Below are 25,341 nucleotides of genomic sequence, written 5' to 3'. Positions count from 1 at the left end.
AGTTACCGCTACGACCCGTTTGGGCGGCGCATCAGCAAAACCGTGGACGGCATCACCACGGAGTTTTTCTGGCAAGGCGACAGGCTGATTGCCGAACACCATGCAGACCGCCATCGCAGCTATCTCTACGAACCCGACAGCTTTCGCCCGCTGGTTTTGTTGGAAGGCTTCGGCCCAAAAGATACCAAGCCCTACCACTACCAACTCGACCACCTCGGCACGCCGCAGGAACTCACCGACCCAGAGGGCGAAATCGTCTGGTCCGCCCACTACCGCGCCTACGGCCAGATCAGCCGACTCGACAAAGGCACAATCTACAACCCGCTGCGTTTCCAGGGTCAGTACTTCGATCAGGAAAGCGGACTGCACTACAACCGCCATCGCTACTACAATCCGGATATTGGGTGTTACCTGACGCCTGATCCGGTGAAGTTGGCGGGTGGGATCAACGCGTACCAGTACGTGCCTAACCCTACGGGTTGGGTAGATCCACTCGGACTGAATGCCCGTTGCACCGGCGTAGTAAAGAAAAATCCAACCTGCGCAATACCTGTTGAACCTCACGCACCTTATGTATCTCGTAAAGGAGCATTCCGCGAAGCAAAAAGAGACGCCAATATACCGACATCGCAACAACCCGATGTATTTATCGACGCTGGCTCTGGCGCAAAAAAACAATACAACACTGTGAAAATGTCAGATATAAATGAAAAAACAATTTTAGATAATTCTGGAAAACCGATTAAGACGAGGGTCTACCAATATACGAGAGCCGATGGTTCCAAAATACTAATACAAGACCATTCAGCAGGGCATAATTTCGGTGCTCAAAACGGAGCAGGCGATCAAGGCTCTCACTTCAACCTACGCCCAATTGATACACCGCGAACCGGCAAAGTCCCGGGAACAAAAGACCACTACCCATTTAAGGATAAAAAATGAAGCATTGGAATGATCTTGAAGGAACCATATTTTTTAATAAATTGTTCAGTCGTCCAATTGAAATTCGCGAGATTTATATACACTCTCTGACGATAGAAAACGACCAACCTTCTCTCAGCATTGGTTTTGACATACCAGACTTTCCAGATTTTTTACCTCCAAAATGGGAGAACAAAGGATACAACACATGCAGGATTGGACTAACCTGTAACGCAATAAGTAACCTGCAGATAACCAATCTTCCTCGCCGGGAAATTTTCATTGCGAAAATAACGCGAGAAAACGAGCACTTTATTTTCAACGCAAAATCAGAAAATGCCTCTATTGAATTTAAATCAAAGTGGCTGTCTATGGCTGGGCCGTCAGTTTATATAAATTGTCCTGAACCAGGAGATCATAGCTGGCCAGCATAAGTTTTGTAGAATAGATGGGAGAAAGGGTTAGATGATTTACATAACAGAAACTATGAGCGCTATAGCCAACCCCAATTCGCCCACCCGCCCACCCCCACCTAAACTCTCCCCATGTTATTTCAACGGACAGAGGGTTCACCATCATGGGCAAACGTCATCCCAATCTCCCCGCCTGGCAATGGCGTAACTACCCGCAAAACCATCAGCACCCGACCAACCTGGCGTTGCACCTGATTGCCGTGCCGTTGTTTATCATCGGGTTTCTGTTGATTGTGTCCGGAGTGTTCAGCCTGAGCCTGGCCAGTTTCGCCATTGGCGTAGTCGGCATCCTCGCTGGCCTGGCGTTGCAGCGTCATGGCCATAGCCTGGAAGCCGAGGCCGGTGAGCCGTTCAGTGATCGTAAAGACGCAGTACAGCGCCTGGTGGTCGAGCAGTTCCTGACGTTCCCGCGCTTTGTGTTGAGCGGTGGCTGGTGGCGTGCCTGGCGGCTGCGCCACCGTCACTGACGATCAGGCGAAGACCACCACGGTCTGGCGGCTGAGGGCGATCAACGCACCGGTTGGGCTCCACAGCGCGGCGGCGGCGTGACCGTAGCCGTCGCGCGCATGTTCGATGCTGACGTGGTACTGGCACCAGTCCAGGGTCGTCAATTCCTGCAACGGCTGGATGAATTCGATGGTCCAGGTCAGGGTGCTGCCCGGAGCGGGCTTTTTCAGGTGCGGCAGCAACGCCGGGGGCCAGGCATCGACCAGGGCGAGGATATGCGCTTCGGTCAGCGGTTCTTCCTTCACATCCCCGCGCAAGCGAACCCACCCGCCCATCTCGCGGGATTTATTCCCGGTAAACGGCAAACCGCCAACGCTCCAACGCATCGCCAGGTGGCGCATGAACTCAGGCGTGACGCCCTTGATATAGGGCAGTTCCTGGCACTCATCCCAGTGCTTGAACGTCGGCGGCGGCTCGCTGGCCACATCGATTTCCGACTCGCGGGATGCGCCAAAACTTGCCTGTATCAGGGTCGCGACCTCACCGTTCTGCACAACACGGCCGAGCAACTGGCTGACCGCCTTGCCTTCACGCAACACTTCGACTTGATAGCTGGCGGGTACATCGGGTGCGACCGGGCCAACGAAGGTGATCGCAAGCGAGCGCAATGGGCGGTCCGTCGGCACCTGGGCGCGCAAGGCTTCGTATTGCAACGCAGCAACCAGGCCACCGAACGTGGCACGGCCCTGGGCCCATTCAGCGGGAATGGTGACATTCAGCGGGTTGCTTCGGGCGGCGTCGAGCAAATCACTAAAGCGCATGGCGACCTCACATCAAAAGAAACAGATGGGCGATCTTAACCAGCGCGCAGCCAAGGTACAGCGCTTATTCCGGCCAAAAGCCGGACCGTTTTAGAAACAATCCGCGCTGAGTTTGTCCAGCACGCGATCCGCCTGCCCTTCGGCCTTGGCCATGGTGCGATGCCATATCGCAACGCAAGGCTGCAGATCGGCTTGATGTTCGGCCTGGGCCAACCATTGCCAGCAGTCATGCCAATCACCCAGTGCCGCTTGGGCTTTCTTCAGGCGTGGCAGGGCATTGGCGGGCAACTTATCCAGCTGGGGGTAAGCCTCGGCGGCATAGCGCACACGCTTGATCAACAAGCGCAAACGGTGGCGATCATGGTCTGGATCTTTCAGCGCTTGATCGAGTTTCTGCCATTGCCTGGCCAGGCGCTTCTCAATGCGCGGTCGCAAACCCTTGAGCAATTTCTGGTGCTCCGAGGCGCGGATAAAGCGCGGGAATGCATCAAGGATCAGCAGCAGATGGGCAACTTCCGGGCCCTGTGCCACCTGGCGATAGGCGTCGGGTTGCAGGCGCAGGCGTCGATCAGCGGCCTCGTGATAACCATGCTGATGCAAATACGCCGCCAGCACCTCTCGGTCGCGCAGCGGCGTCGTCAACTGGCCGACCGTGCCGGCGGCCAATTCAAGCTGTTCCACACCCGGCAGCCCGCGCAAAGGACGCAACAGACTGCGCAGGCGGCGCACGGTGGTGCGCAGATCATGCAAGGCTTCATCATCGGTGACGGCAGCGAGGCGAGCCTGGCAGCTCAGTAACCCTACTTCCAGGCCAATGACCTGAGCGACTAACTGATCGACCAAAGATGACATCCTGCCCTCACTCTCAGATGAAAAATCCCACTCTGCTCTGCACGTTAACGCCCGGCGCGCGACTCACGAATATAGAACCGCGCTTTTTCGGCCTTGTTGGCGCAGCCTTCAAACGCCTCGAATTGCTGCTGGGTCTTGGCGCCAGTCAACAACGACAAGGCCTTGGAGTAGCTGACGGTGCCGGCAAAACCTTCGGCCTTGGCCAGGTCGAGCTCTTTCCAGGCGGCATCCAATTGCGAGCCACAGCTGTCGCGGTATGCGGTTTTCCCGGCACAACCCGCCAGGGCCAACATGATCACAGGCACACACATCCAGGCTTTCATCGATGACACCTCAAAATAAAGAAAAACAGTCGTACGCTGTAGACGTTGCCTACAAGAAAAAGTGCCTTGTCCTTAGCCTGAAATCGGTAGTACCTATTGCCAGAGCATACCCGAGCCTGGGCGCTATTCTTGAAAAATATTGCCAGGCGCAACGAAGATTGAAGCGGCCCCCAAAATAGGCGCATTGTGGGCCCCCGTTTATGAAGGACATCGACCATGAAGAAACGTGTTGCCTTGGTGTTGGGTTCCGGCGGGGCCCGGGGCTACGCCCATATCGGGGTGATCGAGGAAATCGAACGGCGCGGCTACGACATCGCCTGTATCGCCGGTTGCTCCATGGGGGCCGTGGTGGGCGGGATCTACGCCGCGGGCAAACTGGACGAGTATCGAAACTGGATTGAAAGCCTCGACTACCTCGACGTGCTGCGCCTGGTGGACGTGAGTTTCCGCCTTGGGGCGATTCGTGGCGAAAAGGTCTTCGGGCAAATCCGCAAGATCGTCGGCGAGATCAATATCGAAGAGCTGCGCATCCCCTACACCGCCGTTGCCACCGACCTGACCAACCAACAGGAAATCTGGTTCCAGGAAGGCTGCCTGCACCAGGCCATGCGCGCCTCGGCGGCGATTCCCAGCCTGTTCACCCCGGTGATGCAAGGCAACCGCATGCTGGTGGACGGCGGCCTGCTCAACCCGCTGCCGATCGTGCCGGTGGTGTCGAGCCATTGTGACTTGATCATCGCGGTCAACCTCAACGCCACCAACCAGAAACACTACCATTTGCCGGTGATCCAGCGCCCCCCGGCGTTCAAGAGCCGCTTCAACAGCCTCGCGAAATCACTGGGTTCGCACCTGCCGTTTCGCCGCAAGCAGGCCGAGCAGTTGATGAAACTTGAGCAGGAAGCCTTGCAGGCCCAGGCGGCCGAGATCAATCCGTGGCTGGAGTCGGCCGAACCCGAATCCCAGCAACCTGCCGCCGCTCCGGAAAAGCCGGGGGCGCCGAAGTCGGCCACCGGTTCATTCATCATCGATAACGTCGGGCCTGCATCATTGCTGGATCTGATCAACCAGAGTTTCGAGGTGATGCAAACCTCGCTGGCGCAATACAAGATCGCGGGCTACCCGCCGGATGTACTGATCAACGTGCCGAAGCGGGTGTGCCGGTTTTTCGAGTTCTACAAGGCGCCGGAGTTGATCGCACTTGGGCGGGAAATTGCCAGTGATACCCTGGATCGCTATGAGAGTGAGCAGCGCTGAGACAGCTGTGTCGCTAGAGCCGTGGTGAGAGGGCTTGCCCCGCGTTGGGCTGCGCAGCGGCCCCACTCAATGAGGAGCGCGCAGTGTCAGGTACTCCTTTGGGCCTGGTTTTGGGGCTGCTACGCAGCCCAGCGCGGGGCAAGCCCGCTCACCACAGAACCCACAGAATCCACAGAATCCACAGAATCCACAGAACCCACAGAACCCACAGAACCCACAGAACCCACAGAACCACAGAACCACAGAACCACAGAACCACAGAACCACAGAACCACAGAACCACAGAGAGGCTGACAGATCGCCTCAGGCGCTCAACAACCGATACCCCACTCCAGCCTCGGTCACGATAAACCTCGGCTGGGTCGGATCATCCGCCAGCTTCTGGCGCAGATGCCCCACCACAATCCGCAGGTAGTGACTGTCGTCGGTGTGGGTCGGGCCCCATATGTCCTTGAGCAGTTGCTGTTGGGTGATCACCCGTCCCGGATGCCGCGCCAGTTGTGCCAGCACCGCGTATTCCTTGCGGGTCAGTGCCACCTCGGCGCCGTCCAGCAGCACGCGGCGATAGGCCAGGTCCACCGTCAACGGGCCAAACTGCAGCGCCGCTTCCTGGGTCTCGCCCACCGGCGCCTGGCGCAACAAGGCGCGCACGCGGGCCAGGAACTCCTGGATGCCGAAGGGCTTGGTGACATAGTCATTGGCGCCACCGTCGAGGGCTTCGACCTTCTGCCCTTCGCTGGCCCGCACCGACAGCACCAGTACCGGCACCGTCGACCACTCACGAAACTCGCGCAACACCTGCTGGCCGTCCATGTCCGGCAGGCCCAGGTCGAGCACCAGCAAGTCGGGTTTGCTCAACGCCGCCTGGGCCAGGCCTTCGTTGCCGGTACCGGCCTCGATCACTTTGTAGCCCTGGGAGGCCAGGCTGATGCGCAGGAATTTGCGGATCTGCGGTTCGTCATCAATGACTAAAATCGTCGCGGTCTGGCTCATGGCGTCCAATCAACATCCGTAGAGAAAACAGGGTAGCTCACGCCTCGCCTTCCAGGCCAGGCTGTGTCGGCAATGGCAGGAACAGCGTGATACAGGTACCGCGCCCCTCAATGCCATCGGCCACGCTGATATGCCCACCATGGGCGCCGACCATGCCCTGGCAGATCGCCAGGCCCAGGCCGGTGCCCTGCCCGCCTCGATCACCGCGTGCGGCGGTGTAGAACATGTCGAAGATCTTCGCCCGCTCATCCTCAGGAATACCGGGCCCCTCATCCGCCACGGCGAAAAACAATCGGTTATCCGAGACGCCGGCGCTCAGTTGCAATCGACCGTGGGGCGGTGAAAAGCGCGCGGCATTTTCCAGCACATTGACCAGTGCCTGTTCGATCAACGCAGCATGGACATAGAGCAGCGGCAACTCCGCCGGCACATCGGTGCTCACCTGCAGCGGTGCCAGCACCGCGCGCAAGCGCCCGAGCGCACTGCCGACAATATCGCCGGGCGACACCCAGTCCCGCGCCAGCTTCAGCGCGCCATGGCCCAGTCGCGTCATGTCCAGCAGGTTCTGGATATAGCGGTCCAGGCGCTCGGCTTCATCACGAGTACCTTCGAGCAACTCGCGGCGATCCTCCAGGGGGATGGCTTCGCCGAGCGCCAGCAGGCTGTCGATACTGCCGCGCATGGAGGTCAACGGTGTGCGCAAATCGTGGGACACCGACGCCAGCAAGGCGCTGCGCAGTTGCTCGGTTTCGCCATGCAAACGGGCGGATTCCAGCTCCTGGGCCAACTGCGCCCGCGCCAGGGCTTGGGCCAGGGGCTGGCTCAAGGCGGTGAGCAAGCGACGGCGTTGGCCGCTCAATTCCAGGCCCGGCTTGGCACTGACGCCGAGCAACCCGAGCGGGCCTTCTTCGCCCGACAACGGCCACCACCACCAGCGCCCGAACGGCAGGGTGCCGGTGCCCATACCTGCCGGCTGGTCATGCTGCCAGGCCCAATCGGCCGCAGCACGCTCGGCTTCGGTGAAGGTCAGCGGGCCGCCGGTCTCGACCTTCCATCCACCCTGGCCGTCGCGATTGACCAGGCACAGATCAAGGTCGCTCCAGCCTTCCAGATGGTGGGCGGCGGCACTGATCACCGCCTGGCGGTCGGTGGCGGCGGTGAGTTTGCGCGACAGGTCGAGCAGTTCGCCGGTTTCTTCCTGGGTGTCGCGCAATGCCTGCAACTGACGGCGCTGGCGTGCGGCAAGATTGCCGGTGAGCGCCGCCATCAGCAGGAAGAACAACAGCGTCAGCACGTCCTCTTCGCGCTGGATGGCGAAGGAGAAATTCGGCGGGATAAACAGGAAGTCATAGGTCAGGAACGACAACGCCGCACACACCAGGGACGGCCCCAGGCTGCTGCGCACCGCCACCAGCAACACGGCGGCAAGAAACACCAGCGAGATATTCGGCAACGGCAGTGCGCTTGCCACGGCCCAGGCCACAGCGGCGGCGACGAGGGTCGCAACCACGGCCAAGGCGTAATCGAACCACACCAGGCCGCGCACATCCGGCAAGCGTGGGGCTGCGGGCACATCGTCGCTGTCGAGGACGTTGATTTCCAAGCCACGGGCATTACGCAACAGGCGCGCCGCCAAGCCGCCACCGAACAGGCGACGCCGCCAACGCATTCGCGACTGCCCCACCAACAGCAGGCTGGCACGGCGTTCGGCGGCATGCTGGATCAAGGTCTTGGCCACCTCCCCCGCCCGCAGCAGCACCACTTCGCCGCCAAGGCGCTCGGCCAGTTGCTGGGCGTTTTGCAGGCGCAGGCGGGCCTGCTCATCCCGCGCACGGCCGTTGTCGATATGCACCAGGCTCCACGGCAAATGCCGGCGCTGGGCGACGCGACTGGCATGGCGCACCAGGCGTTCGGCCTGCGCATCGCCATCCACGCCCACCAACAGACGACCGCGCACCGCCGGCGCCGCCTGGCCGAGCTGGCGATAGCCCTGGGCCAAATCGTCGTCGACATGGGCGGCGGCGGTCTGCATCGCCAGCTCGCGCAGGGCCATCAGGTTGGTCTGGGTGAAGAACGCATCGATGGCGGCGCGGGCCTGCTCCGGCACATACACCTTGCCGTCGCGCAGACGCTCGAGCAGTTCGCGGGACGGCAGGTCGATCAGCAGCAGTTCGTCGGCTTCCTGCAGCACCCAATCCGGCAAGGTTTCGCGGACCTGCACACCGGTGATACCGCGGACCTGGTCATTCAGGCTTTCCAGGTGCTGGACGTTGACCGTGGTAAACACGTTGATGCCGGCGGCGAGCAGTTCCTGAATATCTTGCCAGCGCTTTTCATGGCGGCTGCCGGGGGCGTTGCTGTGGGCCAGTTCGTCCACCAGCACCAGCTTGGGCTTGGCGGCGAGCAGGCCGTCGAGGTCCATTTCTTCGAGCATCACGCCACGGTATTCGCTGCGCAACAGCGGTTGTTGCGGCAGGCCGCTGAGCAAGGCTTCGGTCTCGGCGCGGCCGTGGGTTTCAACCACGCCGGCGATCAGTTTGACGCCCTGGCGCAGTTGGGTGTGGGCAGCCTGGAGCATGGCGTAGGTCTTGCCCACACCCGGCGCGGCGCCGAGGAAAACTTTGAGCCGGCCACGGCCGTCCCGGGGTAGATCGGCTAGCAGGGCATCGGCGCGGCCGGAGTCGCTCATGCTGGGGTTTCCTTCAATTGTTCAGACCCAGAGAAAATCCAATGTGGGAGGGGGCTTGCCCCCGATAGCGGTGGTTCAGTCGATACCTGTGTTGACTGACACTCTGCTATCGGGGGCAAGCCCCCTCCCACAGGGTTCAGAGTTTTTCCAGGGCCATGTTCAGCGCCAGCACATTCACCACTGGCGGCCCCACCAGCGGGCTTTCGATATGCTCATCCATCAATCGTTGCAGGGTCGATACCGGCACATTTCGCGCGGCAGCCACCCGTGCCAGTTGATAGGCAATCGCCTGGGGTGGCAAGTGTGGATCAAGACCGCTGCCGGAGGTAGTCAGCGACACCAAAGGCACCGGGCCCTGGCCGGGCACCAACTGTTTGTTCGCGTCATCGAACACGCGGGTGGCCAAGGCCGGGTTGCTGGGGCCGAGGTTACTGGCGCTGCTGGAAACCGTCGCAAAGGCCCCCGCCGAAGGGCGCGGATGGAACCAGCTGTCACCGGTAAAGTCCTGGGCGATCAGGCTGGAGCCCCGCACCTTGCCGCTGGCATCGCGCACCAGGCTGCCGTTGGCCTGGTCCGGGAAAGCGACTTGGGCGACGCCGGTCACCACCAGTGGGTAGGCCACGCCGGTGATCAGGGTCATGAGCACCAGCAGGCTCAGGGCCGGGCGGATTATGTTGGACATTTCAAATTCCTCAATTCGGTCTTTGCAACCTGTGGGCACCGGGGTGGCGCCCACAGGCATCGGGTCACACCAGGTGCAGCGCGGTCAGCAGCATGTCGATCGCCTTGATGCCCACGAACGGCACCAGCAACCCGCCCAGGCCATAGATCAGCAGGTTGCGCCGCAGCAACGCCGCCGCACTCGCGGCCTGCACACGCACACCGCGCAGCGCCAGGGGAATCAGCACCACGATGATCAGCGCGTTGAACACGATGGCCGAGAGAATCGCGCTCTGGGGGCTCTGCAAATGCATCACGTTGAGCACGCCCAACTGCGGGTAGATCGAGGCGAACAACGCCGGCAGGATCGCGAAGTACTTGGCCACGTCGTTGGCGATGGAAAAGGTGGTCAACGCGCCACGGGTCACCAGCAACTCCTTGCCGATCTGCACCACGTCCAGCAGCTTGGTGGGGTCGCTGTCGAGGTCGACCATGTTGGCGGCCTCGCGGGCGGCCTGGGTGCCGTCGTTCATCGCCATGCCGACGTCCGCCTGGGCCAGTGCCGGGGCGTCGTTGGCACCGTCACCGCACATCGCCACCAGGCGGCCGTCGTTTTGCTCGTGACGGATGCGCGCGAGTTTTTTCTCCGGGGTCGCTTCGGCCAGCACGTCATCCACACCGGCTTCGGCAGCAATCGCAGCGGCCGTCAGCGGGTTGTCACCGGTGACCATCACCGTGCGAATCCCCAGCTTGCGCAGCTCGGCGAAACGTTCGCGGATACCGGGCTTGACCACGTCCTTGAGGTGGATCGCACCGAGCAATTTGCCGTCGGCACACACCAGCAAGGGTGTGCCGCCGCTCTGGGCGATCTTGTCGATTTCCCGTGCCAATGCCGGTTGCAGGTCGCCACGTGGCTGGCCGATAAACGCCAGCAACGAATCCACTGCGCCTTTGCGGAACACGCGGCCCTGGTAGTCGACACCGGACAAGCGGGTTTCGGCGCTGAACGGTACCGCGGTCAGTTCATCCAGGGATGGCTCGGCCTGCGGGTGCAGAGCCCGCAGGTATTCGACGATGGATTTGCCTTCTGCCGTGTCATCGGCCAAAGAGGCAAACAACGCACCTTCGGCCACTTCCTTGCCGCTGACGCCAGGCGCCGCAACCACCGCCGCACACCGACGGTTACCAAAAGTGATGGTGCCGGTCTTGTCCAGCAGCAACACATGCACGTCACCGGCCGCCTCCACGGCACGACCAGACTTCGCGATCACATTAAGGCGCACCAGACGGTCCATACCGGCAATACCGATGGCCGACAACAAGCCGCCGATGGTGGTAGGAATCAGCGTCACCAGCAGTGCGACCAAAAACACCAGGGGCAAGCTGCCATTGGCGAAGTGGGCGAACGGCTGCAAGGTCACGACCACCAGCAGGAAGATCAGGGTCAGGCCGATCAGCAGGATATCCAGCGCGACTTCGTTGGGGGTTTTCTGACGCTTGGCGCCTTCGACCAGGGCGATCATGCGGTCCAGGGTGGACTCGCCGGGATTGGCGGTGATGCGGATCAGCAGCCAGTCCGACACCAGCCGCGTGTTGCCGGTGACGGCCGAGCGATCGCCGCCGGACTCGCGGATCACCGGTGCGGATTCACCGGTGATCGCCGCTTCGTTGACCGCTGCGATGCCTTCGACGACCTCGCCATCGCCGGGGATCATTTCCCCGGCGGCCACACGCACCACATCACCTTTACGCAGACTGGTGGCCGGCACGACCTTGAAGCTGCCATCGGCTTCCTTACGCCGCGCGCTCAGGCCTTCGCTGCCGGCCTTGAGGCTGTCGGCACGGGCCTTGCCGCGTCCTTCGGCCAAGGCTTCGGCGAAGTTGGCGAACAGCACGGTGAACCACAGCCACACGGCGATTTGCACGGCCACATACGTCGGTACGGCGGTGTCGGGCACAAAGCACAGCACGGTGGTGAGGATGGCGGTCAGCTCGACCACCAGCATCACCGGCGAGCGTTGCAGCTGGCGCGGGTCCAGCTTGACGAACGCCTGGACCAGCGCCGGGCGCCACAGGGCCGAGACGGCGGTTTTGGCGGGTTCCTGGGTTTTGACCGGGGCCGCGTTTTTTGCAGGCATATTCATGTTCATATCCCCTTTTTAGAAGCCCATGCTCAAGTGTTCAGCGATGGGCCCCAGCGCCAGCGTCGGCAGGAAAGTCAGGCCGCCCACCAGCAAAATAGTCACGGTCAACAGGGTCACGAACAGCGGACCATGGGTCGGGAAGCTGTTCTGGCCAATCGGTGCGGTCTTCTTCATCGCCAGGCTGCCGGCCAGGGCCAGTACCGGGAGGATGTAGCCGAAGCGGCCGATCAACATGCCCAGGCCCAGCATCAGGTTGTGGAACGGCGTGTTGGCACTGAAACCGCCGAACGCCGAGCCGTTGTTGGCGCTGGCCGAGGTGTAGGCGTACAGCAACTGGCTGAAACCGTGAGGGCCAGGGTTACTGATCGCGCCGGCTGGGCCGGGCAGGCTCGCGGCGATGGCACCCAATACCAGCACGCCCACCGGCATCACCAGCAGGGTCACGACCAGCAGCTGCACTTCCTTGGCCTGGAGTTTCTTGCCCAGGTATTCCGGGGTGCGCCCGATCATCAGGCCGGCCAGGAACACCGCGATCAACACGTTGAGCAACATGCCGTACATACCGGCGCCGACGCCGCCGAAGATCACTTCGCCGACCATCATGTTGACCAGCGCCACCATCCCACTGAGGGGGTTGAGGCTGTCTTGCATGCCGTTGACCGAACCGTTGGACGCCGCGGTGGTGGTCACCGACCACAACACCGTGCCGGTGGTGCCGAAGCGCGCTTCCTTGCCTTCCAGCGGTGCGGTCTGCTCGACGGCCGGGTTGTTCAAGCTCGGGTTGGGCTGGTATTCGGACCACAGGGAAGTGGCGCCGCCGATCAGGAACAGCGCCAGCATGCAGCCAAGGATCGCGCGGCTCTGGCGCAGGTCTTTCACGTAGTGGCCGAAGGTGAATACCAACGCCACCGGGATCAGGATGATCGAGGCCACTTCGAACAGGTTGGCCCAGGCGGTCGGGTCTTCAAACGGGTGCGCCGAGTTGACGCCGAAGAAGCCGCCGCCGTTGGTGCCCAGTTGCTTGATCGCAATCTGGCTGGCTGCCGGGCCCAGGGGGATCACTTGATCCACGCCTTGCAGGGTCACGGCATCCACATAGTGCGCGAAGGTTTGCGGCACGCCCTGCCATACCAGGAACAGCGCCAGCACCAGGCACAACGGCAGCAGGCCGTAGAGCGTGGCGCGGGTCATGTCGACCCAGAAGTTACCCAGGGTCCTGGCGGATTTGCGCCCGATCCCACGGCACAGCGCGACCAGGACGGCCAGGCCGGTGGCCGCACTGACGAAGTTCTGCACGGTCAGGCCAGCCATCTGGCTGAGGTAGCTCAGGGACGCCTCACCGCTGTAGGACTGCCAGTTGGTGTTGGTCATGAAACTGACCGCGGTATTAAAGGCCAGGGTCCATTCCTGGCCCGGCAATTTCTGCGGGTTCAGTGGGAGATAGTCCTGGAACAGCAGGATCGCAAACAACAGCAAAAAGCCCGCGAGGTTGAACGCGAGCAAGGCCAGCATGTATTTCTGCCAGCTTTGTTCCTGATGTTCATCCACCCCCGACAGGCGATAACAGGCTTTTTCGACAGGCCCCAGCACCGGGCTCAGCCACGTGCGCTGGCCTTCCATCACCTTGTAGTAGAACCGCCCCAGGAACGGCGCCGGCACCAGTACCACGGCAAAGAAGGCAATGATCAGCCAATAGTCATAACTGTGCATGGCCAGCTCCTAGTTCCGATCCGCGCGTAACAGCGCAACCAGCAGATAAATGAACAGCGCCACGGCCAATAGCAGTGACACCCCGTCCAGAACGCTCATGGAAGTCTCTCCGTTTAGCGGCGAGTGCCGCGTGTGGGGCAATTGTCCGCAGGAGTGGCGTAAAGGAACGAGAGCGACGGGGTGGGCGGGGCGTAAAGATGGCGTAAAGAGTGGGTTTATGCGGGGTTTACAGGGGGGTATTTGGTGTCTGGGCGGGCGCTATCGGGAGCAAGTCCCCTCCCACACTTGACCGCGTTGTCATGCCGAGCGCCAGTCAACCTATGGCAGGGGGCTTGCTCCCGATAGCGCCGGCACCGTCACCGCCGCACCTAACTGGTGCGACGCCGGCAAATTTCAAACGCCAAACCATCCCCCACACGACAGTTGCGCCGCTTTACGACAATCATTCTCAGGCTGGCATGGCCGCTGCAACACCTTGAATCATTCCAAACCGTTCAGGGAGCGCAGCACAATGAACACACAACTCAAACCCACCTTGGGCACCCTGCATTTATGGGGCATTGCCGTCGGGCTGGTGATTTCCGGGGAATACTTCGGCTGGAGCTACGGCTGGGGCGTGGCCGGGACCTTGGGCTTCCTGGTGACCTCGCTGATGGTCGCCGCGATGTACACCTGCTTTATCTTCAGTTTCACCGAGCTGACTACCGCCATTCCTCACGCAGGCGGGCCGTTTGCCTACAGTCGTCGCGCCTTTGGGGAGAAAGGCGGCTTGATCGCAGGCCTCGCCACACTGATCGAATTTGTCTTCGCCCCGCCTGCCATCGCCCTGGCGATCGGCGCGTATCTGAATGTGCAGTTCCCAGCCCTGGACCCCAAGCATGCGGCCGTCGGTGCCTACATCGTGTTCATGGGGCTGAATATTCTCGGCGTGAAACTGGCCGCGACCTTCGAGCTGGTGGTGTGCGTGCTCGCCGTCGCCGAGCTGCTGGTGTTCATGGGCGTGGTCGCGCCCGCGTTCAGCTTCAGCAACTTTGCCCTGAACGGTTGGGCCGGTTCCGATACCTTCGGCGCCCCGGCGATTGCCGGGATGTTTGCGGCGATTCCGTTTGCCATCTGGTTCTTCCTGGCCATCGAAGGCGCAGCCATGGCGGCCGAGGAAGCAAAAGATCCTAAGCGCACCATTCCAAAGGCCTACATCAGCGGCATCCTGACCCTGGTGATCCTGGCCATGGGCGTGATGTTCTTCGCCGGCGGCGTGGGCGACTGGCGCACCCTGTCGAACATCAACGATCCACTGCCGCAGGCGATGAAAACCGTGGTGGGCGACAACTCCGGCTGGCTGCACATGCTGGTCTGGATCGGCCTGTTCGGCCTGGTGGCGAGCTTCCACGGCATTATCCTGGGCTACTCGCGCCAGTTCTTCGCCCTGGCCCGCGCCGGTTACCTGCCCTCCTTCCTCGCCAAATTATCGCGTTTTCAGACACCACACCGGGCAATCATCGCCGGTGGCGTGGTCGGCATCGCCGCCATCTACAGCGATGGCCTGATCAACCTGGGCGGCATGACATTGACCGCGGCGATGATCACCATGGCGGTGTTCGGTGCCATCGTGATGTACATCATGAGCATGCTCAGCCTGTTCAAACTGCGTAAGACCGAACCGCTGCTGGAACGTACCTTCCGCGCGCCGGGTTATCCGATCGTGCCCGGCATTGCGCTGGCGCTGGCCGTGGTCTGCCTGGTGGCCATGGCGTGGTTCAACACGCTGATCGGGCTGATCTTCCTCGGTTTTATGGCCGTGGGTTTCATCTACTTCCAGATGACCGCACAGGATCGTGCCGATGCGCCGGCAGACGCAATGTTGACCGGGCTCTAAGGTTTCAAGGCAGAACGGGCCTACACTGAACTACTCAGAAAGCCCGTCACTCAAAGTAGTTATTGCCGTGGGAAAATTCTCCGACGGTAATCTGCCTCAAGGAGAGCCTTATGCCGTGGTATGCGTGGTTGATTATGGTGGTTGCGATCGGGTCGATCGTCGGAGGGCTGATGATGCTGCGTGACAGCGCCAACAAGGTGGAACTCACCGACGAACAACGCAAACGCGTGGCCGAACGCAACACCCAGGCGGACGCCAAGGACGCGCAGGACCGCTAGGACCGCTTACTCCCAATCCGCCTTGGCAATCTGCAACCCGTGCTGCCCTTTATAGGCAGCACGCTCCGGCTGGCTCCAGCCGTCCAGCAACTCGTCCTCCAGCCGATAGATCTCCACCCCCAGCGGACGGCACACCGTCAGCGGGTCCTGCGCATCCGGGCCCCACATCGGCAGCGACAAATCCCCGCCCGGGCACGTCGACAGCGCGCAGAGCAAATCAATCTCGGCAAAGAACTCCAGGTAATCGCCCTTCTGCGCCGGGCAGGCTTTCATGAAATACATGTCGTCGTGATTGAGGCCCGTGCACTGGAAAATATTCAGCACGTCATGCACATCGAATTCCGTCAGACCGTGGGGTAATACCGCGCGGGTCAGGTTGGAGTGGCAATGGTGATGGAAGTCCTTGCCGGTGAGCATGCGGTTCACATAGGGATCGCACCGCGTCCCCAGCAAGTCATGCAGACGCCCGCCGTGCTCATCGATGCCGTAACTGGCCAGGCTGTCATCGGTGATGGTCACCAGTGGCCTTAGAAATGGCAGATTCGACCATAGCCGGTCATGAGTGCTCACATGCGCCCCCTGCAACTGACGGGTACGTGCAGCCCAAAGACGTTCGCGGGGGTCATTGGCGTTCCACACATTGAAGTCCCCCACCTGCGGGCCCACGGGCGTGGTGACACGAAACACATGCCCGGCGGGCACCTTCCACGCCCTGCCCGTGCGAATCGGTACCTCGAACTGCTCGATCAAGCTGCGCTGATCTTTTCGGTCACGAATGCGCTCGTAAAATGCCGCGTCGACCTGCAACGCCAAACCCTTGCTGACCTGATAAGCGGCCGGATAGTCTTTGTACATGATGCAGATCCTCGATCAGGGGTGGGTAAACAGGGCCAAGGACAGGTGTTCCGAATCATCCAGGTACAGGCTCATCGCCTCCCCTGCCGCCGGTTTGTCCTGCTCGACAAGCCATTGATAAATCTCACGGTCACGCTCCAGCCAGGGCGACTGGAAACGTTGCTCATCAGGCGCGGCGCAAAACACCAGGCGCAACTGGGCGATGACCTGGGCAAAAAACTCATCGAACAACGGGCTGCCCATCAACCCGACGATGTGCTGATGGAACAGCAAACTGTGGGTGGCCACCGCACGCCAATCCTCGCGCTCACGGGCCAGGGTGGTGGCGTCAATGGCGTTTTGCAGGCGCTCGGATTGCTCGGGCGTCAAGGCCTCGCTTCCGGCGATGGCCTGCAACTCCAGGGTACGGCGGACTACAAACAGGTCGCGGACTTCCTCCCGCTCCAACCGCCGCACCATGACGCCCTTGTTACGCACATAACGGGTCAACCCCTCCTGCCCCAGACGGTGCAAAGCTTCGCGAATCGTATTGCGCGACGCACTGTAGGCCTTGACCAGGTCCACCTCGACCAATGCCATACCTGGCAATAACCGCCCCGCAATAATGTCGGCACGCAACTCCAGGGCAATCTGGTCGGCTAAAGACAAACTGAGCGTCATGACACCTCACGATTGTTGAACAATCTTCCGTCTAGATGTAATCACATTTCATGCCAACGCCCTGCATGCCGACGAGTGTGTAAAAAAGGTCAAGTTGGTTAAAATGCCCGCCTGTAACCGAGGCTGCCCCATGCGTTATTCACAAAACCACAAAGCCCAAACCCACCAACGCATCATCAAGGAAGCCTCTGCGCGCTTTCGCCGCGACGGCATCGACGCCACCGGCCTGCAGCCACTGATGAAAGCGTTGAACCTGACCCATGGCGGCTTTTACGCGCATTTCAACTCCAAGGGCGAACTGGTAGAGACAGCGCTGCAGGCGGCCGCCGCAGACCTCGACGCCCATTGCGACATGCTGTTCAGCCAGGAGCAGCCGCTGGGCGCGTTTATCGACAGTTACCTGTCGGAATGGCACCTGACCTTCCCGGACCAGGGCTGCCCGCTGCCAACGATGTGTTCAGAACTGGGGCTCCGAGGCCAGCCCAGTGCGACTACAGACCAGGTACTCAACGCAAGGCTCAAGCAAATAGAAACGGCATTGGGAGATGAGCGTTGCGATGCAGAGAGCCTGGTGATGATGTCGACACTGGTGGGCGCATTGGTACTGGCCAGGAGTGTTGAAGACCCTCAATTGGCGAGACAGATCATGGCCGTGGTGCGCGAACGCCTGAAAACGCAGAACCCGGAGGGCAAAAAGGCCGATCAATGACCGGCCTCCTGGATGAATCAGTTGATGGCCAGCCTATCGCGATTCTTCTCCAGCAGCGCCTTGCCAATCCCCTTCACTTCCAACAACTCATCCACCGCCGTGAACGGACCATTGCTTTCGCGATAGGCGATGATCGCCTGGGCTTTAGCGGCACCGATACCGAAGAGGTCACGACGCAGGGTTTCGGCGTCGGCGGTGTTCAGGTTGACCTTGGTGGACTGCTCGACCTTGGTCATCTGGGCGGTGATAGGGGTTGGAGCTTCGGGTTTGATGGACGGGGCTGCGGTGGTGGTGACTGAAAGGGTCGTGAGGAAGGCGAAGATTAGGGAGGTGAGGTAGGTGTTTTGCATTGGTGACGCTCCATGACAGTGTGAGAGAAAAGCAGCTTTCCGAGGCTGCTTTTCTAACTTAGGTCATATGAGGCAACTGTCAAAACCGCGTTCATTACAGGATGTGAGACAGCAGCATTACTAGCAAGTTACTGCGCTCACACCAAGTAACATTCCGGACAGTTTTTATTTATACAGTGCTGCGCTCCAACTCACCGGCACGAAATTTTAGGGCTAAGAAAACCAAGGGAACATAAGCCACTGTCAATACCGTCGCACCGTCCAAATCGTAGATCACCAGACACAGTGCAGCAGGCAAAAGCCACAAAATGTTGATTACGCCTACCGCCAGAGTAACGGGCAAGTGTGCGCCAAATTGCCGTGACGCAAACTGGTATGCATGGCTACGGTGGGCTTCGTAGACTTTATCTCCTCGTAACAGACGGCGTAACAAGGTGAACGTAGCATCGACAATGAACACGCCAAGAAGTATCAGCCAGGCCCAAAAAAACTTGGGAGAGGTCCAAGCTGCCTGGAGTGATAGAACGCCCAATGCCATGCCAAGAAATCCACTTCCGGCATCCCCCATGAATATTTTGGCTGGCGGAAAATTCCAGAGTAAAAAACCTGCGACACAACTTGCCAAAGCAACTAATGACCAAGCTTGCACGGGTGTGTCGTTGATCCAGTATAAGAGACAACCACAAAGACAAACTGTCATCGCTTCTACACCAGCGATGCCATCAATGCCATCCATAAAATTATAAAGGTTAAGCATCCACACTAAATAAACGACAGCGAAAAGATACCCAACCCAACTGATATAAATATTAAAGCCGAACAGACTTATAGCCGGTAACCCTCCGAGCCATGCCACGGCCCATATCGCCGAAGCGAAGTGCGCCAACAGTCGCCAGCGGGCGGCAATATGCCCATGATCATCCAAAAAACCAACAACAGCAGTCAACATGCCTGCTCCGGTCAATGCGTAAAACAGCGTGGAGGGTATCAACCCTCCCGCAAACATGCCGATCAACGCCGCGCTAAAGCTCAGTACAATAGCCACGCCCCCACCACGCGGTGTAGGTACGGAGTGCGAGCTTCGCACATTGGGAATATCGAGCATTTTTCGCGACAACGCATAGCGACGCAGGGCAGCAGTCAGAAAAAAGGAAAGTCCGATCAATGCCGGAATCAGCCACCAATAGTTCATTATCCGAACAACTCCAAAAACATAAATTTCTTATTGGCACTGATAGAGCGGCCTAATACAGGGCCCAGAAAATGGCGCTTCAATTGCTCTGTCACTCAAAGGCCGCCAGCATTTTCCTGACGGCGCCTGTGAATCAGATCGACAATCTGACACTCGGGCACGTAGCCACTCACTGTCGCGCCGAGCAATTCGCGCAATTGGACATAATTATCCGCAGCAACAGCATCCAGCAGCGCCGCTATTGCCAGTTTTAATGGTTCCCACGGCAGATGCTCCTCGTCGGCGCGCATGATCATCGAGTGCTCGGTGGGTGATACGTTGTCCCCAATCAGCAATTCTTCATAGAGCTTTTCACCCCGACGCAGCCCGGTGAACTCAATCGCGATGTCTCCGTTGGGACTCTCATGAGTGCGTAATGACAGACCCGATAGGTGAACCATCTTTTCGGCCAAATCCGCAATTTTCACCGGTTGCCCCATATCGAGCACAAATACATCACCGCCCTGCCCCATGGAGCCCGCTTGAATAACCAACTGCGCAGCTTCGGGGATGGTCATGAAATAGCGGGTCATGTTCGGGTGGGTAACCGTAATGGGACCACCATTCTTTATTTGTTCCCGAAACAAGGGAATGACTGAGCCAGACGAGCCCAGGACATTGCCGAAACGCACCATGGTGAACCGTGTCTTGTTGGTGCACGGCTGCATGACATGCTCACCGAACAGCAACGGTTGGGGCTCTCGACTCAACGCCTGCAGCGTCATTTCAGCCAGTCGTTTGGTACATCCCATGACGTTAGTCGGTCGAACCGCCTTGTCGGTAGATATCAACACAAAGTGCTCTACACCGGCTTGCACTGCAGCCTGCGCGGTGAGCAACGTCCCAAGGACATTATTCAACACACCCTCAGCGACATTATGTTCGACAATGGGGACGTGTTTGTAGGCTGCTGCGTGATAAACCGTATTAACGTTCCAGACACGCATCACATCAAGCAAACGCTCACTGTTGCGAATCGAACCCAGAATCGGCACCAGCTTCAGGTTCAACCCTTCATCCTGGATCAGCTTCTCCAGTTCGGTCTGGATGCTATAGAGATTGAATTCACTGTGTTCGAACAGGATCAGCGCCGTTGGCTGGCTGGTGAGAATCTGCCTACATAATTCCGAGCCAATGGAGCCGCCGGCCCCCGTCACAAGGACAACATGATCGCGGATGCAGCGTTCGAATAGAGCCTGCTGCGCCGCAACTGGATCCCGGCCGAGCAGATCGACAATATCAACTTCCTGCAGATCACTGACGCTGACACGGCCATTGGCCAAGTCCATGAACCCCGGAATCGTACGCACATGTAGCGGATAAAACTCAAGCGCAGCCAGGATTTCACGGCGTCGCGCACGCGAGGCCGATGGGATAGCCAACAGTACTTCGGTGGCACCGGTCTCCTCGATCATCTGCTCAATATCAGAAGAAGGGTAAACCTTGAGCCCGGCAATTACCCGGCGCGCGATACTCGCGTCGTCGTCAATAATCGCAACCGGCCGCATTGACTTGTCCGACCGCAGCGCCGCAACTAACTGATTACCTGCCGCACCACCACCATAGACAGCGACTTTGGTGGCGTCATCGTCCTGTCGTAGAAAAGGCACATGCTGACCGGCTAGGAACCAGTCACCAAGGAAATACTGGCGCATGAACAACCTTAACCCGCCGATCATCAACAAACTGAGCCACCAGAAGTTGATGATCAACGAACGGGGTACCAATACGTTAGGACGGTACAAATAGACATAGACCGTTAATACCAGCGCCGACAACGCCACGGCTTTGAAGATACTGACCAGCGCCTCATTACCGAAATAGCGCATCACCGCGCGATAAAGGCCAAATCGGATAAAAATAGGCACAGAAATGATCGGTGCGGCGATGAATAGCCAGGCGTAATCACCAAACGGGTTGATAGGTTGCTCAATCCCCAGTCTCACGACAAACGAGAGCCACAATGCCAACCAGAGCAACACCACATCGACCATCAACTGCAAGATACGCTTGTAACTACGCGGCAAATTTAATAAACGCTCACGCATTGTCCGAGATCCTTTCGTTCGACTTTCGAATTGCCCACCCTCCTTCCCTGCCACGGTCAACGCTCCAGAAAATCTTTTGCGGTTTTTTCCAACGCCCCGCTCACACTGATCGCAGGGGTCCACTCAAGCAATGCTTTGGTTTTTTTGATATCGACCTGAAGCGATCCACACAGACGCTGTGACAGTGCTTTTTTTCCAAGCAACTGCGCAACTCCACGCAACATCCACATAGGAAACGGCAACAGGCGCGCTGGCCTGCCCAGTGCTCGCGCCATCAGTCGCAGCAGCTCACTCGTTGAGAGGTCTTCATCGTCGCTCACCAGAAACACCTGATTCGCAGCAGCAGGGTGATGTGTGCATATCACTATCAGGTCGACCAGATTGTCCAGCGCCACCAAACTTCGCTTGTTGGTGATCGCGCCCAACGGCAAAGGCACACCACGATTGAGCCAGCCCATCATGCTACGAAAGTTGGCTTTCACCCCTGGCCCGTACACCAGCACCGGACGAATAATCACGACTTCCATCTGCGTTTCAGCTGCGAGCATCAGCAATGCTTGCTCTGCTTCCAACTTGGAGATGCCATAGGGATCTACTGGGGCGGGCACGTCATTCGCGGTATAAGGGTGGCCCGGCAAAGTCCCCTCACCGTTGACCTTGATTGAGCTCAGATAGATGAAACGGCGAACACCGGCCTCTGCCGCTTGTTCTGCCAAACGTAATGTCCCCCGCACATTCACGCGCCGGAACACCTCCAAGGGATCGACCTCACGCTCGTCCATGACGTGGACCCGACCGGCGCAGTGGATGACCACATCAACCCTCTCAAGCGCCTGCTGCCAGTCACTTTGCGGCTCAAGTCCCGGGACCTGACAGACTTCCAGACGCGCGAGCGGCTGCGACGGTAGCCGCCGATAGACCGAACGCACCAGGTATCTGGGGTCACTCAGCAGGCGAGCCTGAACCGCAGCTCCGACAAAGCCACTGGCTCCGGTTAGAAGAACACGTGTCATAGCGACTTCAAGCCTTCTTCCACACCGTACGATTGATGTAGTCGGTGTAACTCAGCACAACACGAACCACCTGTAACGAAACCGGTCCACCTTGATAATCCGCAACCACTGGCACTTTACGTTGCTCGCGCGCATGCTGGCTGGTAATCACTCGAACCGCATCCATCACGGATTCGCGCTTGAGGCCGCTCATGATCAATGTCCCCTCGTCCATACCTTCAGGGCGTTCGTGGGCGTTGCGCAAGGTGACCGCCGGCAGGCTCAACAACGAAGCCTCCTCGGTAATGGTGCCGCTATCGGACAGCACGCAAAACGCCGACATTTGCAGCTTGATGTAATCCAACAGACCGAACGGTTTGACGAAGCGGATCAGCGGATGGTCAAGGGACTCACCCAACTCTTCGAGCCGCTTGCGCGTACGAGGGTGCGTCGAGACGATCAGTGGGAAACCATAATGGTCCGCCAGGGAGCGCAACGTATCCAGCAAATCACGCAGGTTATCCGGTGTGTCGACGTTCTCCTCGCGGTGGGCACTGACGATGAAGAACTTATCCTGCTCTAGGCCACTGCGTGCCAACACATCGGACTGCTCGATCTTGGGCATGTAGTACTCAAGAACTTCCTGCATGTGCGAGCCTGTCTTAATGATCGTTTCCGGACGAATGCCCTCGGCGATCAGATAACGACGAGCATGCTCGGTCAAGACCATGTTGATGTCACTGAGGTGGTCCAGCACTTTGCGGTTAAGTTCCTCAGGTACCCGCTGATCGAAACAGCGGTTTCCGGCCTCCATATGGAATACCGGAATCTTGCGACGTTTGGCGGCGATCACTGCAAGGCACGTATTGGTGTCACCATAAAGCAGCAACGCATCAGGCTGTTCCAGTTCGAAGATTTCATCGGACTTGGCAATGACTTCGGCAATGGTTTTCGCGGCTGTATCGCCGGCAGCGCCGAGGAAGTGGTCCGGCTTGCGAATTTCCAGATCGTCGAAAAACACCTGATTGAGCTCGTAATCGTAGTTCTGCCCCGAGTGCACCAGGACATGATTGACCTGACGATCCAGTTCGGCGATGACCCGGCTCATTTTGATCAGCTCGGGACGCGTGCCGACGAGTGTCATGACCTTAAGCATCGAGTTGCTCCTTGATGTAATCAAGCTTGAGTAGCAATTCCTTGATGCCGGGTACATCCAGGCGCTCGGTATTGTGCGAGGTGTAGTCGTAGAATTCGGATATACGCTCCTCTCCTTCAACAAAGTACTTGTTGTAGTTCAGGTCACGGTTGTCAGCCGGAATCCGGTAGTAACGTCCCATGTCCTCGGCCTTGGCCATTTCCTCGCGAGAAACCAGCGACTCGTAAAGCTTCTCGCCATGGCGTGTACCGATGACCTTGACCTCGTTTGTCTTGCCGAACAGCTGCTTGAGCGCTTCGGCCAAGTCGCCTACGGTCGAGGCCGGTGCTTTCTGGACGAACAAATCGCCTTGCTGGCCGTGTTCGAAAGCATGCAAAACCAGATCAACCGAATCTTCAAGCGACATCAGGAAGCGGGTCATCTCCGGGTCGGTTACCGTCAACGCCCCGCCCTTACGAAGTTGGTCAACAAACAAGGGAATCACTGAGCCGCGCGAGGCCATGACATTGCCGTAACGTGTCGCACAAATGACTGGGCCTGAAGCCGGGATCATGCGTGATTTAGCGACCATCAACTTCTCGGACATCGCCTTGGAGATGCCCATAGCATTGATCGGATAGACAGCCTTATCGGTACTCAACACCACAACTCGCTGCACACCGCTGGAGATAGCCGCGTTCAGCACATTCTCGGTACCCAGCACGTTGGTGCGCACCGCTTCCATCGGATAAAACTCACAGGACGGAACCTGCTTCAGGGCCGCAGCATGGAAGATGTAGTCCACACCCACCATGGCCTGATCCAGGCTATCGCGATCACGAACATCGCCGATGTAGAACTTGACCTTGTCGTTGGCCAAGGCGATACGCATATCTTCCTGCTTTTTCTCATCACGACTGAAGATGCGAATCTCGCGCACAGCGGTATTGAGAAAACGCCTGAGGACCGTATGGCCGAAAGAACCGGTGCCACCGGTGATCATCAATACCTTGTCGTCGAACATGTAAACCCTTCCGAATTCGTTAGCGAGTGGCGTGCATCAACTCGATGAGCTGGGGCCAGGTTGGAGCTTTGTATCCAGTTGCCTGAGTGAAGCGCTCACTGTTGAGCGAGCGATCGATCACCAACGCTGCGTCTGGGCGAATCTCAATGGATTTGCCATATTGGCTGGCAATCAGTGTCAATAGATCGAGCTTGGCAATTGGATCTGCGGACACATGATACAGGCCATTGAGCTCCGGGTGCGGGAGGACGAAGTCTTTCATCACTCGGGCCAACTCAGCGGTGGGCAAACCTGAAAAAATCGCCCGGGAAAAACCTCGCGTAGTACCTTCTTGTGACAGAAACCAGTCCAACAGCGAGTGGTTGGAGTTCAGTTCGTGCCCAATGATCGAGGTACGCAAAGTGATTGCGTGAGGCAAATCGTGGAGTTCGCCGATGTACTTCGATTTACCGTAGAGGTCCTCGGCGTCCGAAATATCGCTTTCCAGATAGCCACCCTTGCCTCCGGAAAAGACACAATCGGTACTGATGTGGATGAGTCGTGCATTACTCAACGCACAGAGTCGTGCGAGTCGATGCGGCAGCATGGCGTTGATTGGCAATGCGGTCAGCGGATCCTTGGCATCGGCCAGTTGCTTGATCAGCCCTACACAGTTAATTACAACGTCCGGCCGGACCTTCGCCAATACCGCGACGAGCGCATCCTGATCGAGAACATCCACGCCGGTGAGCAGGTGCGACTGGTGTTGCGGCGAAAAATTCCGCAGCGCGGTATTGCTTCGTACGGTACCCCATGTGTCGTGTTCGGCATCCCCCGAAAACACGCGGAACACTGCGTTACCGAGCATGCCAGTGACTCCAAGAACCAAAATCTTCATATCTATCCCTTAACCTCGA

Annotated in this window: 25 protein-coding genes; 7 read left to right on the top strand and 18 right to left on the bottom strand. The window is 58.9% G+C overall.

Annotated features, from left to right (window positions below; all coding sequences use genetic code 11):
- The 3 genes from BLQ09_RS26275 to BLQ09_RS26265 form a co-directional block, all read left to right on the top strand.
- Window positions 1-942, top strand: a 942-nt coding sequence (locus tag BLQ09_RS26275) for an RHS repeat-associated core domain-containing protein (RefSeq protein WP_175472331.1), incomplete at its 5' end; no start/stop codon positions are given.
- On the top strand, window positions 939-1,355 hold the full coding sequence (locus tag BLQ09_RS26270) for an Imm50 family immunity protein (protein WP_081744390.1): 417 nt from the start codon (window positions 939-941) through the stop codon (window positions 1,353-1,355). The genes BLQ09_RS26275 and BLQ09_RS26270, both read left to right, overlap by 4 nt.
- A 143-nt stretch (window positions 1,356-1,498) precedes the next feature.
- Window positions 1,499-1,861, top strand: a complete 363-nt coding sequence (locus BLQ09_RS26265) for an Mpo1-like protein (RefSeq protein ID WP_027604139.1) — start codon at window positions 1,499-1,501, stop codon at window positions 1,859-1,861.
- 3 nt (window positions 1,862-1,864) lie between these two features.
- Here the strand turns inward: BLQ09_RS26265 and BLQ09_RS26260 are convergent, their stop codons facing one another.
- The 3 genes from BLQ09_RS26260 to BLQ09_RS26250 all read right to left on the bottom strand — a co-directional run bounded on the left by BLQ09_RS26260 (window position 1,865) and on the right by BLQ09_RS26250 (window position 3,837).
- A complete protein-coding gene (locus BLQ09_RS26260) occupies window positions 1,865-2,662 on the bottom strand; it encodes an acyl-CoA thioesterase (RefSeq protein ID WP_092359065.1) in 798 nt (265 codons plus the stop codon).
- A 90-nt stretch (window positions 2,663-2,752) separates the two neighbouring features.
- Window positions 2,753-3,514, bottom strand: coding sequence for a CHAD domain-containing protein (locus BLQ09_RS26255; protein WP_027604141.1), 762 nt, complete (start codon window positions 3,512-3,514; stop codon window positions 2,753-2,755).
- Window positions 3,515-3,558: 44 nt separating this feature from the next.
- The gene (locus BLQ09_RS26250) at window positions 3,559-3,837 is read right to left on the bottom strand and encodes a hypothetical protein (protein WP_017848818.1); all 279 of its coding nucleotides are present in this window, start codon (window positions 3,835-3,837) and stop codon (window positions 3,559-3,561) included.
- A gap of 216 nt (window positions 3,838-4,053) precedes the next feature.
- Here BLQ09_RS26250 and BLQ09_RS26245 point away from each other — a divergent pair, with 216 nt between their 5' ends.
- The gene (locus tag BLQ09_RS26245; protein ID WP_003172684.1) at window positions 4,054-5,091 is read left to right on the top strand and encodes a patatin-like phospholipase family protein; all 1,038 of its coding nucleotides are present in this window, start codon (window positions 4,054-4,056) and stop codon (window positions 5,089-5,091) included.
- A gap of 303 nt (window positions 5,092-5,394) precedes the next feature.
- Here the strand turns inward: BLQ09_RS26245 and BLQ09_RS26235 are convergent, their stop codons facing one another.
- The 6 genes from BLQ09_RS26235 to kdpF all read right to left on the bottom strand — a co-directional run bounded on the left by BLQ09_RS26235 (window position 5,395) and on the right by kdpF (window position 13,386).
- Window positions 5,395-6,084 (bottom strand): response regulator, encoded by a 690-nt coding sequence (locus BLQ09_RS26235; RefSeq protein ID WP_027604142.1) that lies wholly within the window; start codon window positions 6,082-6,084, stop codon window positions 5,395-5,397.
- Between the two features lie 37 nt (window positions 6,085-6,121).
- Entirely contained in the window at window positions 6,122-8,773 is a 2,652-nt protein-coding gene (locus tag BLQ09_RS26230) for a sensor histidine kinase (protein ID WP_092359063.1), read from the bottom strand.
- Between the two features lie 136 nt (window positions 8,774-8,909).
- Window positions 8,910-9,455, bottom strand: coding sequence for a potassium-transporting ATPase subunit KdpC (gene kdpC, locus BLQ09_RS26225; RefSeq protein WP_092359061.1), 546 nt, complete (start codon window positions 9,453-9,455; stop codon window positions 8,910-8,912).
- Between the two features lie 64 nt (window positions 9,456-9,519).
- Complete coding sequence (gene kdpB, locus BLQ09_RS26220) at window positions 9,520-11,583, bottom strand: potassium-transporting ATPase subunit KdpB (RefSeq protein WP_065928095.1); 2,064 nt, start codon at window positions 11,581-11,583, stop codon at window positions 9,520-9,522.
- A 9-nt stretch (window positions 11,584-11,592) separates the two neighbouring features.
- Window positions 11,593-13,287 carry a potassium-transporting ATPase subunit KdpA gene (gene kdpA, locus BLQ09_RS26215; protein WP_027604146.1) on the bottom strand — a complete coding sequence of 565 codons (1,695 nt, stop codon included), beginning with the start codon at window positions 13,285-13,287 and terminating at the stop codon, window positions 11,593-11,595.
- A 9-nt stretch (window positions 13,288-13,296) separates the two neighbouring features.
- Window positions 13,297-13,386 carry a K(+)-transporting ATPase subunit F gene (kdpF, locus tag BLQ09_RS26210; protein WP_003218754.1) on the bottom strand — a complete coding sequence of 30 codons (90 nt, stop codon included), beginning with the start codon at window positions 13,384-13,386 and terminating at the stop codon, window positions 13,297-13,299.
- A gap of 412 nt (window positions 13,387-13,798) precedes the next feature.
- On the opposite strand from kdpF, the gene eat reads away from it, so the two are divergent.
- Together eat and BLQ09_RS26200 are read left to right on the top strand one after the other, a co-directional pair.
- Window positions 13,799-15,163: an ethanolamine permease gene (eat, locus tag BLQ09_RS26205; protein ID WP_027604147.1), complete on the top strand. Its 1,365-nt coding sequence runs from the start codon at window positions 13,799-13,801 to the stop codon at window positions 15,161-15,163.
- A gap of 110 nt (window positions 15,164-15,273) precedes the next feature.
- Window positions 15,274-15,441, top strand: a complete 168-nt coding sequence (locus BLQ09_RS26200; RefSeq protein ID WP_092359059.1) for a DUF2897 family protein — start codon at window positions 15,274-15,276, stop codon at window positions 15,439-15,441.
- A 6-nt stretch (window positions 15,442-15,447) separates the two neighbouring features.
- Here BLQ09_RS26200 and BLQ09_RS26195 read toward each other — a convergent pair whose 3' ends face one another.
- The gene (locus tag BLQ09_RS26195) at window positions 15,448-16,296 is read right to left on the bottom strand and encodes an urea carboxylase-associated family protein (RefSeq protein ID WP_092359057.1); all 849 of its coding nucleotides are present in this window, start codon (window positions 16,294-16,296) and stop codon (window positions 15,448-15,450) included.
- Between the two features lie 15 nt (window positions 16,297-16,311).
- Window positions 16,312-16,956 (bottom strand): GntR family transcriptional regulator, encoded by a 645-nt coding sequence (locus BLQ09_RS26190; protein WP_092359056.1) that lies wholly within the window; start codon window positions 16,954-16,956, stop codon window positions 16,312-16,314.
- A gap of 130 nt (window positions 16,957-17,086) precedes the next feature.
- Between BLQ09_RS26190 and BLQ09_RS26185 the strand changes: the two genes are divergently transcribed.
- Window positions 17,087-17,665, top strand: coding sequence for a TetR/AcrR family transcriptional regulator (locus BLQ09_RS26185; protein ID WP_027604150.1), 579 nt, complete (start codon window positions 17,087-17,089; stop codon window positions 17,663-17,665).
- Between the two features lie 17 nt (window positions 17,666-17,682).
- On the opposite strand, the gene BLQ09_RS26180 is transcribed toward BLQ09_RS26185, so the two are convergent.
- The 7 genes from BLQ09_RS26180 to BLQ09_RS26150 form a co-directional block, all read right to left on the bottom strand.
- Window positions 17,683-18,015, bottom strand: coding sequence for a ComEA family DNA-binding protein (locus BLQ09_RS26180; RefSeq protein WP_027604151.1), 333 nt, complete (start codon window positions 18,013-18,015; stop codon window positions 17,683-17,685).
- Window positions 18,016-18,184: 169 nt separating this feature from the next.
- The gene (locus BLQ09_RS26175; RefSeq protein WP_027604152.1) at window positions 18,185-19,207 is read right to left on the bottom strand and encodes an MraY family glycosyltransferase; all 1,023 of its coding nucleotides are present in this window, start codon (window positions 19,205-19,207) and stop codon (window positions 18,185-18,187) included.
- Window positions 19,208-19,302: 95 nt separating this feature from the next.
- Window positions 19,303-21,294, bottom strand: a complete 1,992-nt coding sequence (locus tag BLQ09_RS26170) for a polysaccharide biosynthesis protein (protein WP_092359054.1) — start codon at window positions 21,292-21,294, stop codon at window positions 19,303-19,305.
- Between the two features lie 56 nt (window positions 21,295-21,350).
- Window positions 21,351-22,307, bottom strand: coding sequence for a UDP-glucose 4-epimerase family protein (locus BLQ09_RS26165; RefSeq protein ID WP_027604154.1), 957 nt, complete (start codon window positions 22,305-22,307; stop codon window positions 21,351-21,353).
- 7 nt (window positions 22,308-22,314) lie between these two features.
- On the bottom strand, window positions 22,315-23,442 hold the full coding sequence (gene wecB, locus BLQ09_RS26160; protein ID WP_027604155.1) for a non-hydrolyzing UDP-N-acetylglucosamine 2-epimerase: 1,128 nt from the start codon (window positions 23,440-23,442) through the stop codon (window positions 22,315-22,317).
- Window positions 23,435-24,445, bottom strand: coding sequence for a polysaccharide biosynthesis protein (locus BLQ09_RS26155; protein ID WP_027604156.1), 1,011 nt, complete (start codon window positions 24,443-24,445; stop codon window positions 23,435-23,437). The genes wecB and BLQ09_RS26155 overlap by 8 nt, the downstream gene beginning before the upstream one ends.
- A 19-nt stretch (window positions 24,446-24,464) precedes the next feature.
- Window positions 24,465-25,322, bottom strand: a complete 858-nt coding sequence (locus BLQ09_RS26150; RefSeq protein ID WP_027604157.1) for a dTDP-4-dehydrorhamnose reductase family protein — start codon at window positions 25,320-25,322, stop codon at window positions 24,465-24,467.
- Between the last annotated feature and the right edge of the window lie 19 nt (window positions 25,323-25,341).

Source organism: Pseudomonas sp. NFACC25 (assembly GCF_900100935.1).
Classification (GTDB): Bacteria; Pseudomonadota; Gammaproteobacteria; order Pseudomonadales; family Pseudomonadaceae; genus Aquipseudomonas; species Aquipseudomonas marginalis.
Note: the sequence above shows the minus strand (reverse complement) of the source record. Positions and strands in the feature narration are given on the sequence as shown.

Excerpts from the sequence above, each read along its gene's own strand:
- eat (WP_027604147.1), top strand. The coding sequence starts at position 13,799 with ATGAACACACAACTCAAACCCACCTTGGGCACCCTGCATTTATGGGGC.
- kdpA (WP_027604146.1), bottom strand. The coding sequence starts at position 13,287 with ATGCACAGTTATGACTATTGGCTGATCATTGCCTTCTTTGCCGTGGTA.
- kdpC (WP_092359061.1), bottom strand. The coding sequence starts at position 9,455 with ATGTCCAACATAATCCGCCCGGCCCTGAGCCTGCTGGTGCTCATGACC.
- BLQ09_RS26200 (WP_092359059.1), top strand. The coding sequence starts at position 15,274 with ATGCCGTGGTATGCGTGGTTGATTATGGTGGTTGCGATCGGGTCGATC.
- BLQ09_RS26165 (WP_027604154.1), bottom strand. The coding sequence starts at position 22,307 with ATGACACGTGTTCTTCTAACCGGAGCCAGTGGCTTTGTCGGAGCTGCG.
- BLQ09_RS26150 (WP_027604157.1), bottom strand. The coding sequence starts at position 25,322 with ATGAAGATTTTGGTTCTTGGAGTCACTGGCATGCTCGGTAACGCAGTG.
- BLQ09_RS26235 (WP_027604142.1), bottom strand. The coding sequence starts at position 6,084 with ATGAGCCAGACCGCGACGATTTTAGTCATTGATGACGAACCGCAGATC.
- kdpB (WP_065928095.1), bottom strand. The coding sequence starts at position 11,583 with ATGAACATGAATATGCCTGCAAAAAACGCGGCCCCGGTCAAAACCCAG.
- BLQ09_RS26270 (WP_081744390.1), top strand. The coding sequence starts at position 939 with ATGAAGCATTGGAATGATCTTGAAGGAACCATATTTTTTAATAAATTG.
- BLQ09_RS26265 (WP_027604139.1), top strand. The coding sequence starts at position 1,499 with ATGGGCAAACGTCATCCCAATCTCCCCGCCTGGCAATGGCGTAACTAC.
- BLQ09_RS26175 (WP_027604152.1), bottom strand. The coding sequence starts at position 19,207 with ATGAACTATTGGTGGCTGATTCCGGCATTGATCGGACTTTCCTTTTTT.
- BLQ09_RS26190 (WP_092359056.1), bottom strand. The coding sequence starts at position 16,956 with ATGACGCTCAGTTTGTCTTTAGCCGACCAGATTGCCCTGGAGTTGCGT.
- BLQ09_RS26170 (WP_092359054.1), bottom strand. The coding sequence starts at position 21,294 with ATGCGTGAGCGTTTATTAAATTTGCCGCGTAGTTACAAGCGTATCTTG.
- BLQ09_RS26245 (WP_003172684.1), top strand. The coding sequence starts at position 4,054 with ATGAAGAAACGTGTTGCCTTGGTGTTGGGTTCCGGCGGGGCCCGGGGC.
- BLQ09_RS26195 (WP_092359057.1), bottom strand. The coding sequence starts at position 16,296 with ATGTACAAAGACTATCCGGCCGCTTATCAGGTCAGCAAGGGTTTGGCG.
- BLQ09_RS26255 (WP_027604141.1), bottom strand. The coding sequence starts at position 3,514 with ATGTCATCTTTGGTCGATCAGTTAGTCGCTCAGGTCATTGGCCTGGAA.
- wecB (WP_027604155.1), bottom strand. The coding sequence starts at position 23,442 with ATGCTTAAGGTCATGACACTCGTCGGCACGCGTCCCGAGCTGATCAAA.
- kdpF (WP_003218754.1), bottom strand. The coding sequence starts at position 13,386 with ATGAGCGTTCTGGACGGGGTGTCACTGCTATTGGCCGTGGCGCTGTTC.
- BLQ09_RS26250 (WP_017848818.1), bottom strand. The coding sequence starts at position 3,837 with ATGAAAGCCTGGATGTGTGTGCCTGTGATCATGTTGGCCCTGGCGGGT.
- BLQ09_RS26230 (WP_092359063.1), bottom strand. The coding sequence starts at position 8,773 with ATGAGCGACTCCGGCCGCGCCGATGCCCTGCTAGCCGATCTACCCCGG.
- BLQ09_RS26155 (WP_027604156.1), bottom strand. The coding sequence starts at position 24,445 with ATGTTCGACGACAAGGTATTGATGATCACCGGTGGCACCGGTTCTTTC.
- BLQ09_RS26260 (WP_092359065.1), bottom strand. The coding sequence starts at position 2,662 with ATGCGCTTTAGTGATTTGCTCGACGCCGCCCGAAGCAACCCGCTGAAT.
- BLQ09_RS26185 (WP_027604150.1), top strand. The coding sequence starts at position 17,087 with ATGCGTTATTCACAAAACCACAAAGCCCAAACCCACCAACGCATCATC.
- BLQ09_RS26180 (WP_027604151.1), bottom strand. The coding sequence starts at position 18,015 with ATGCAAAACACCTACCTCACCTCCCTAATCTTCGCCTTCCTCACGACC.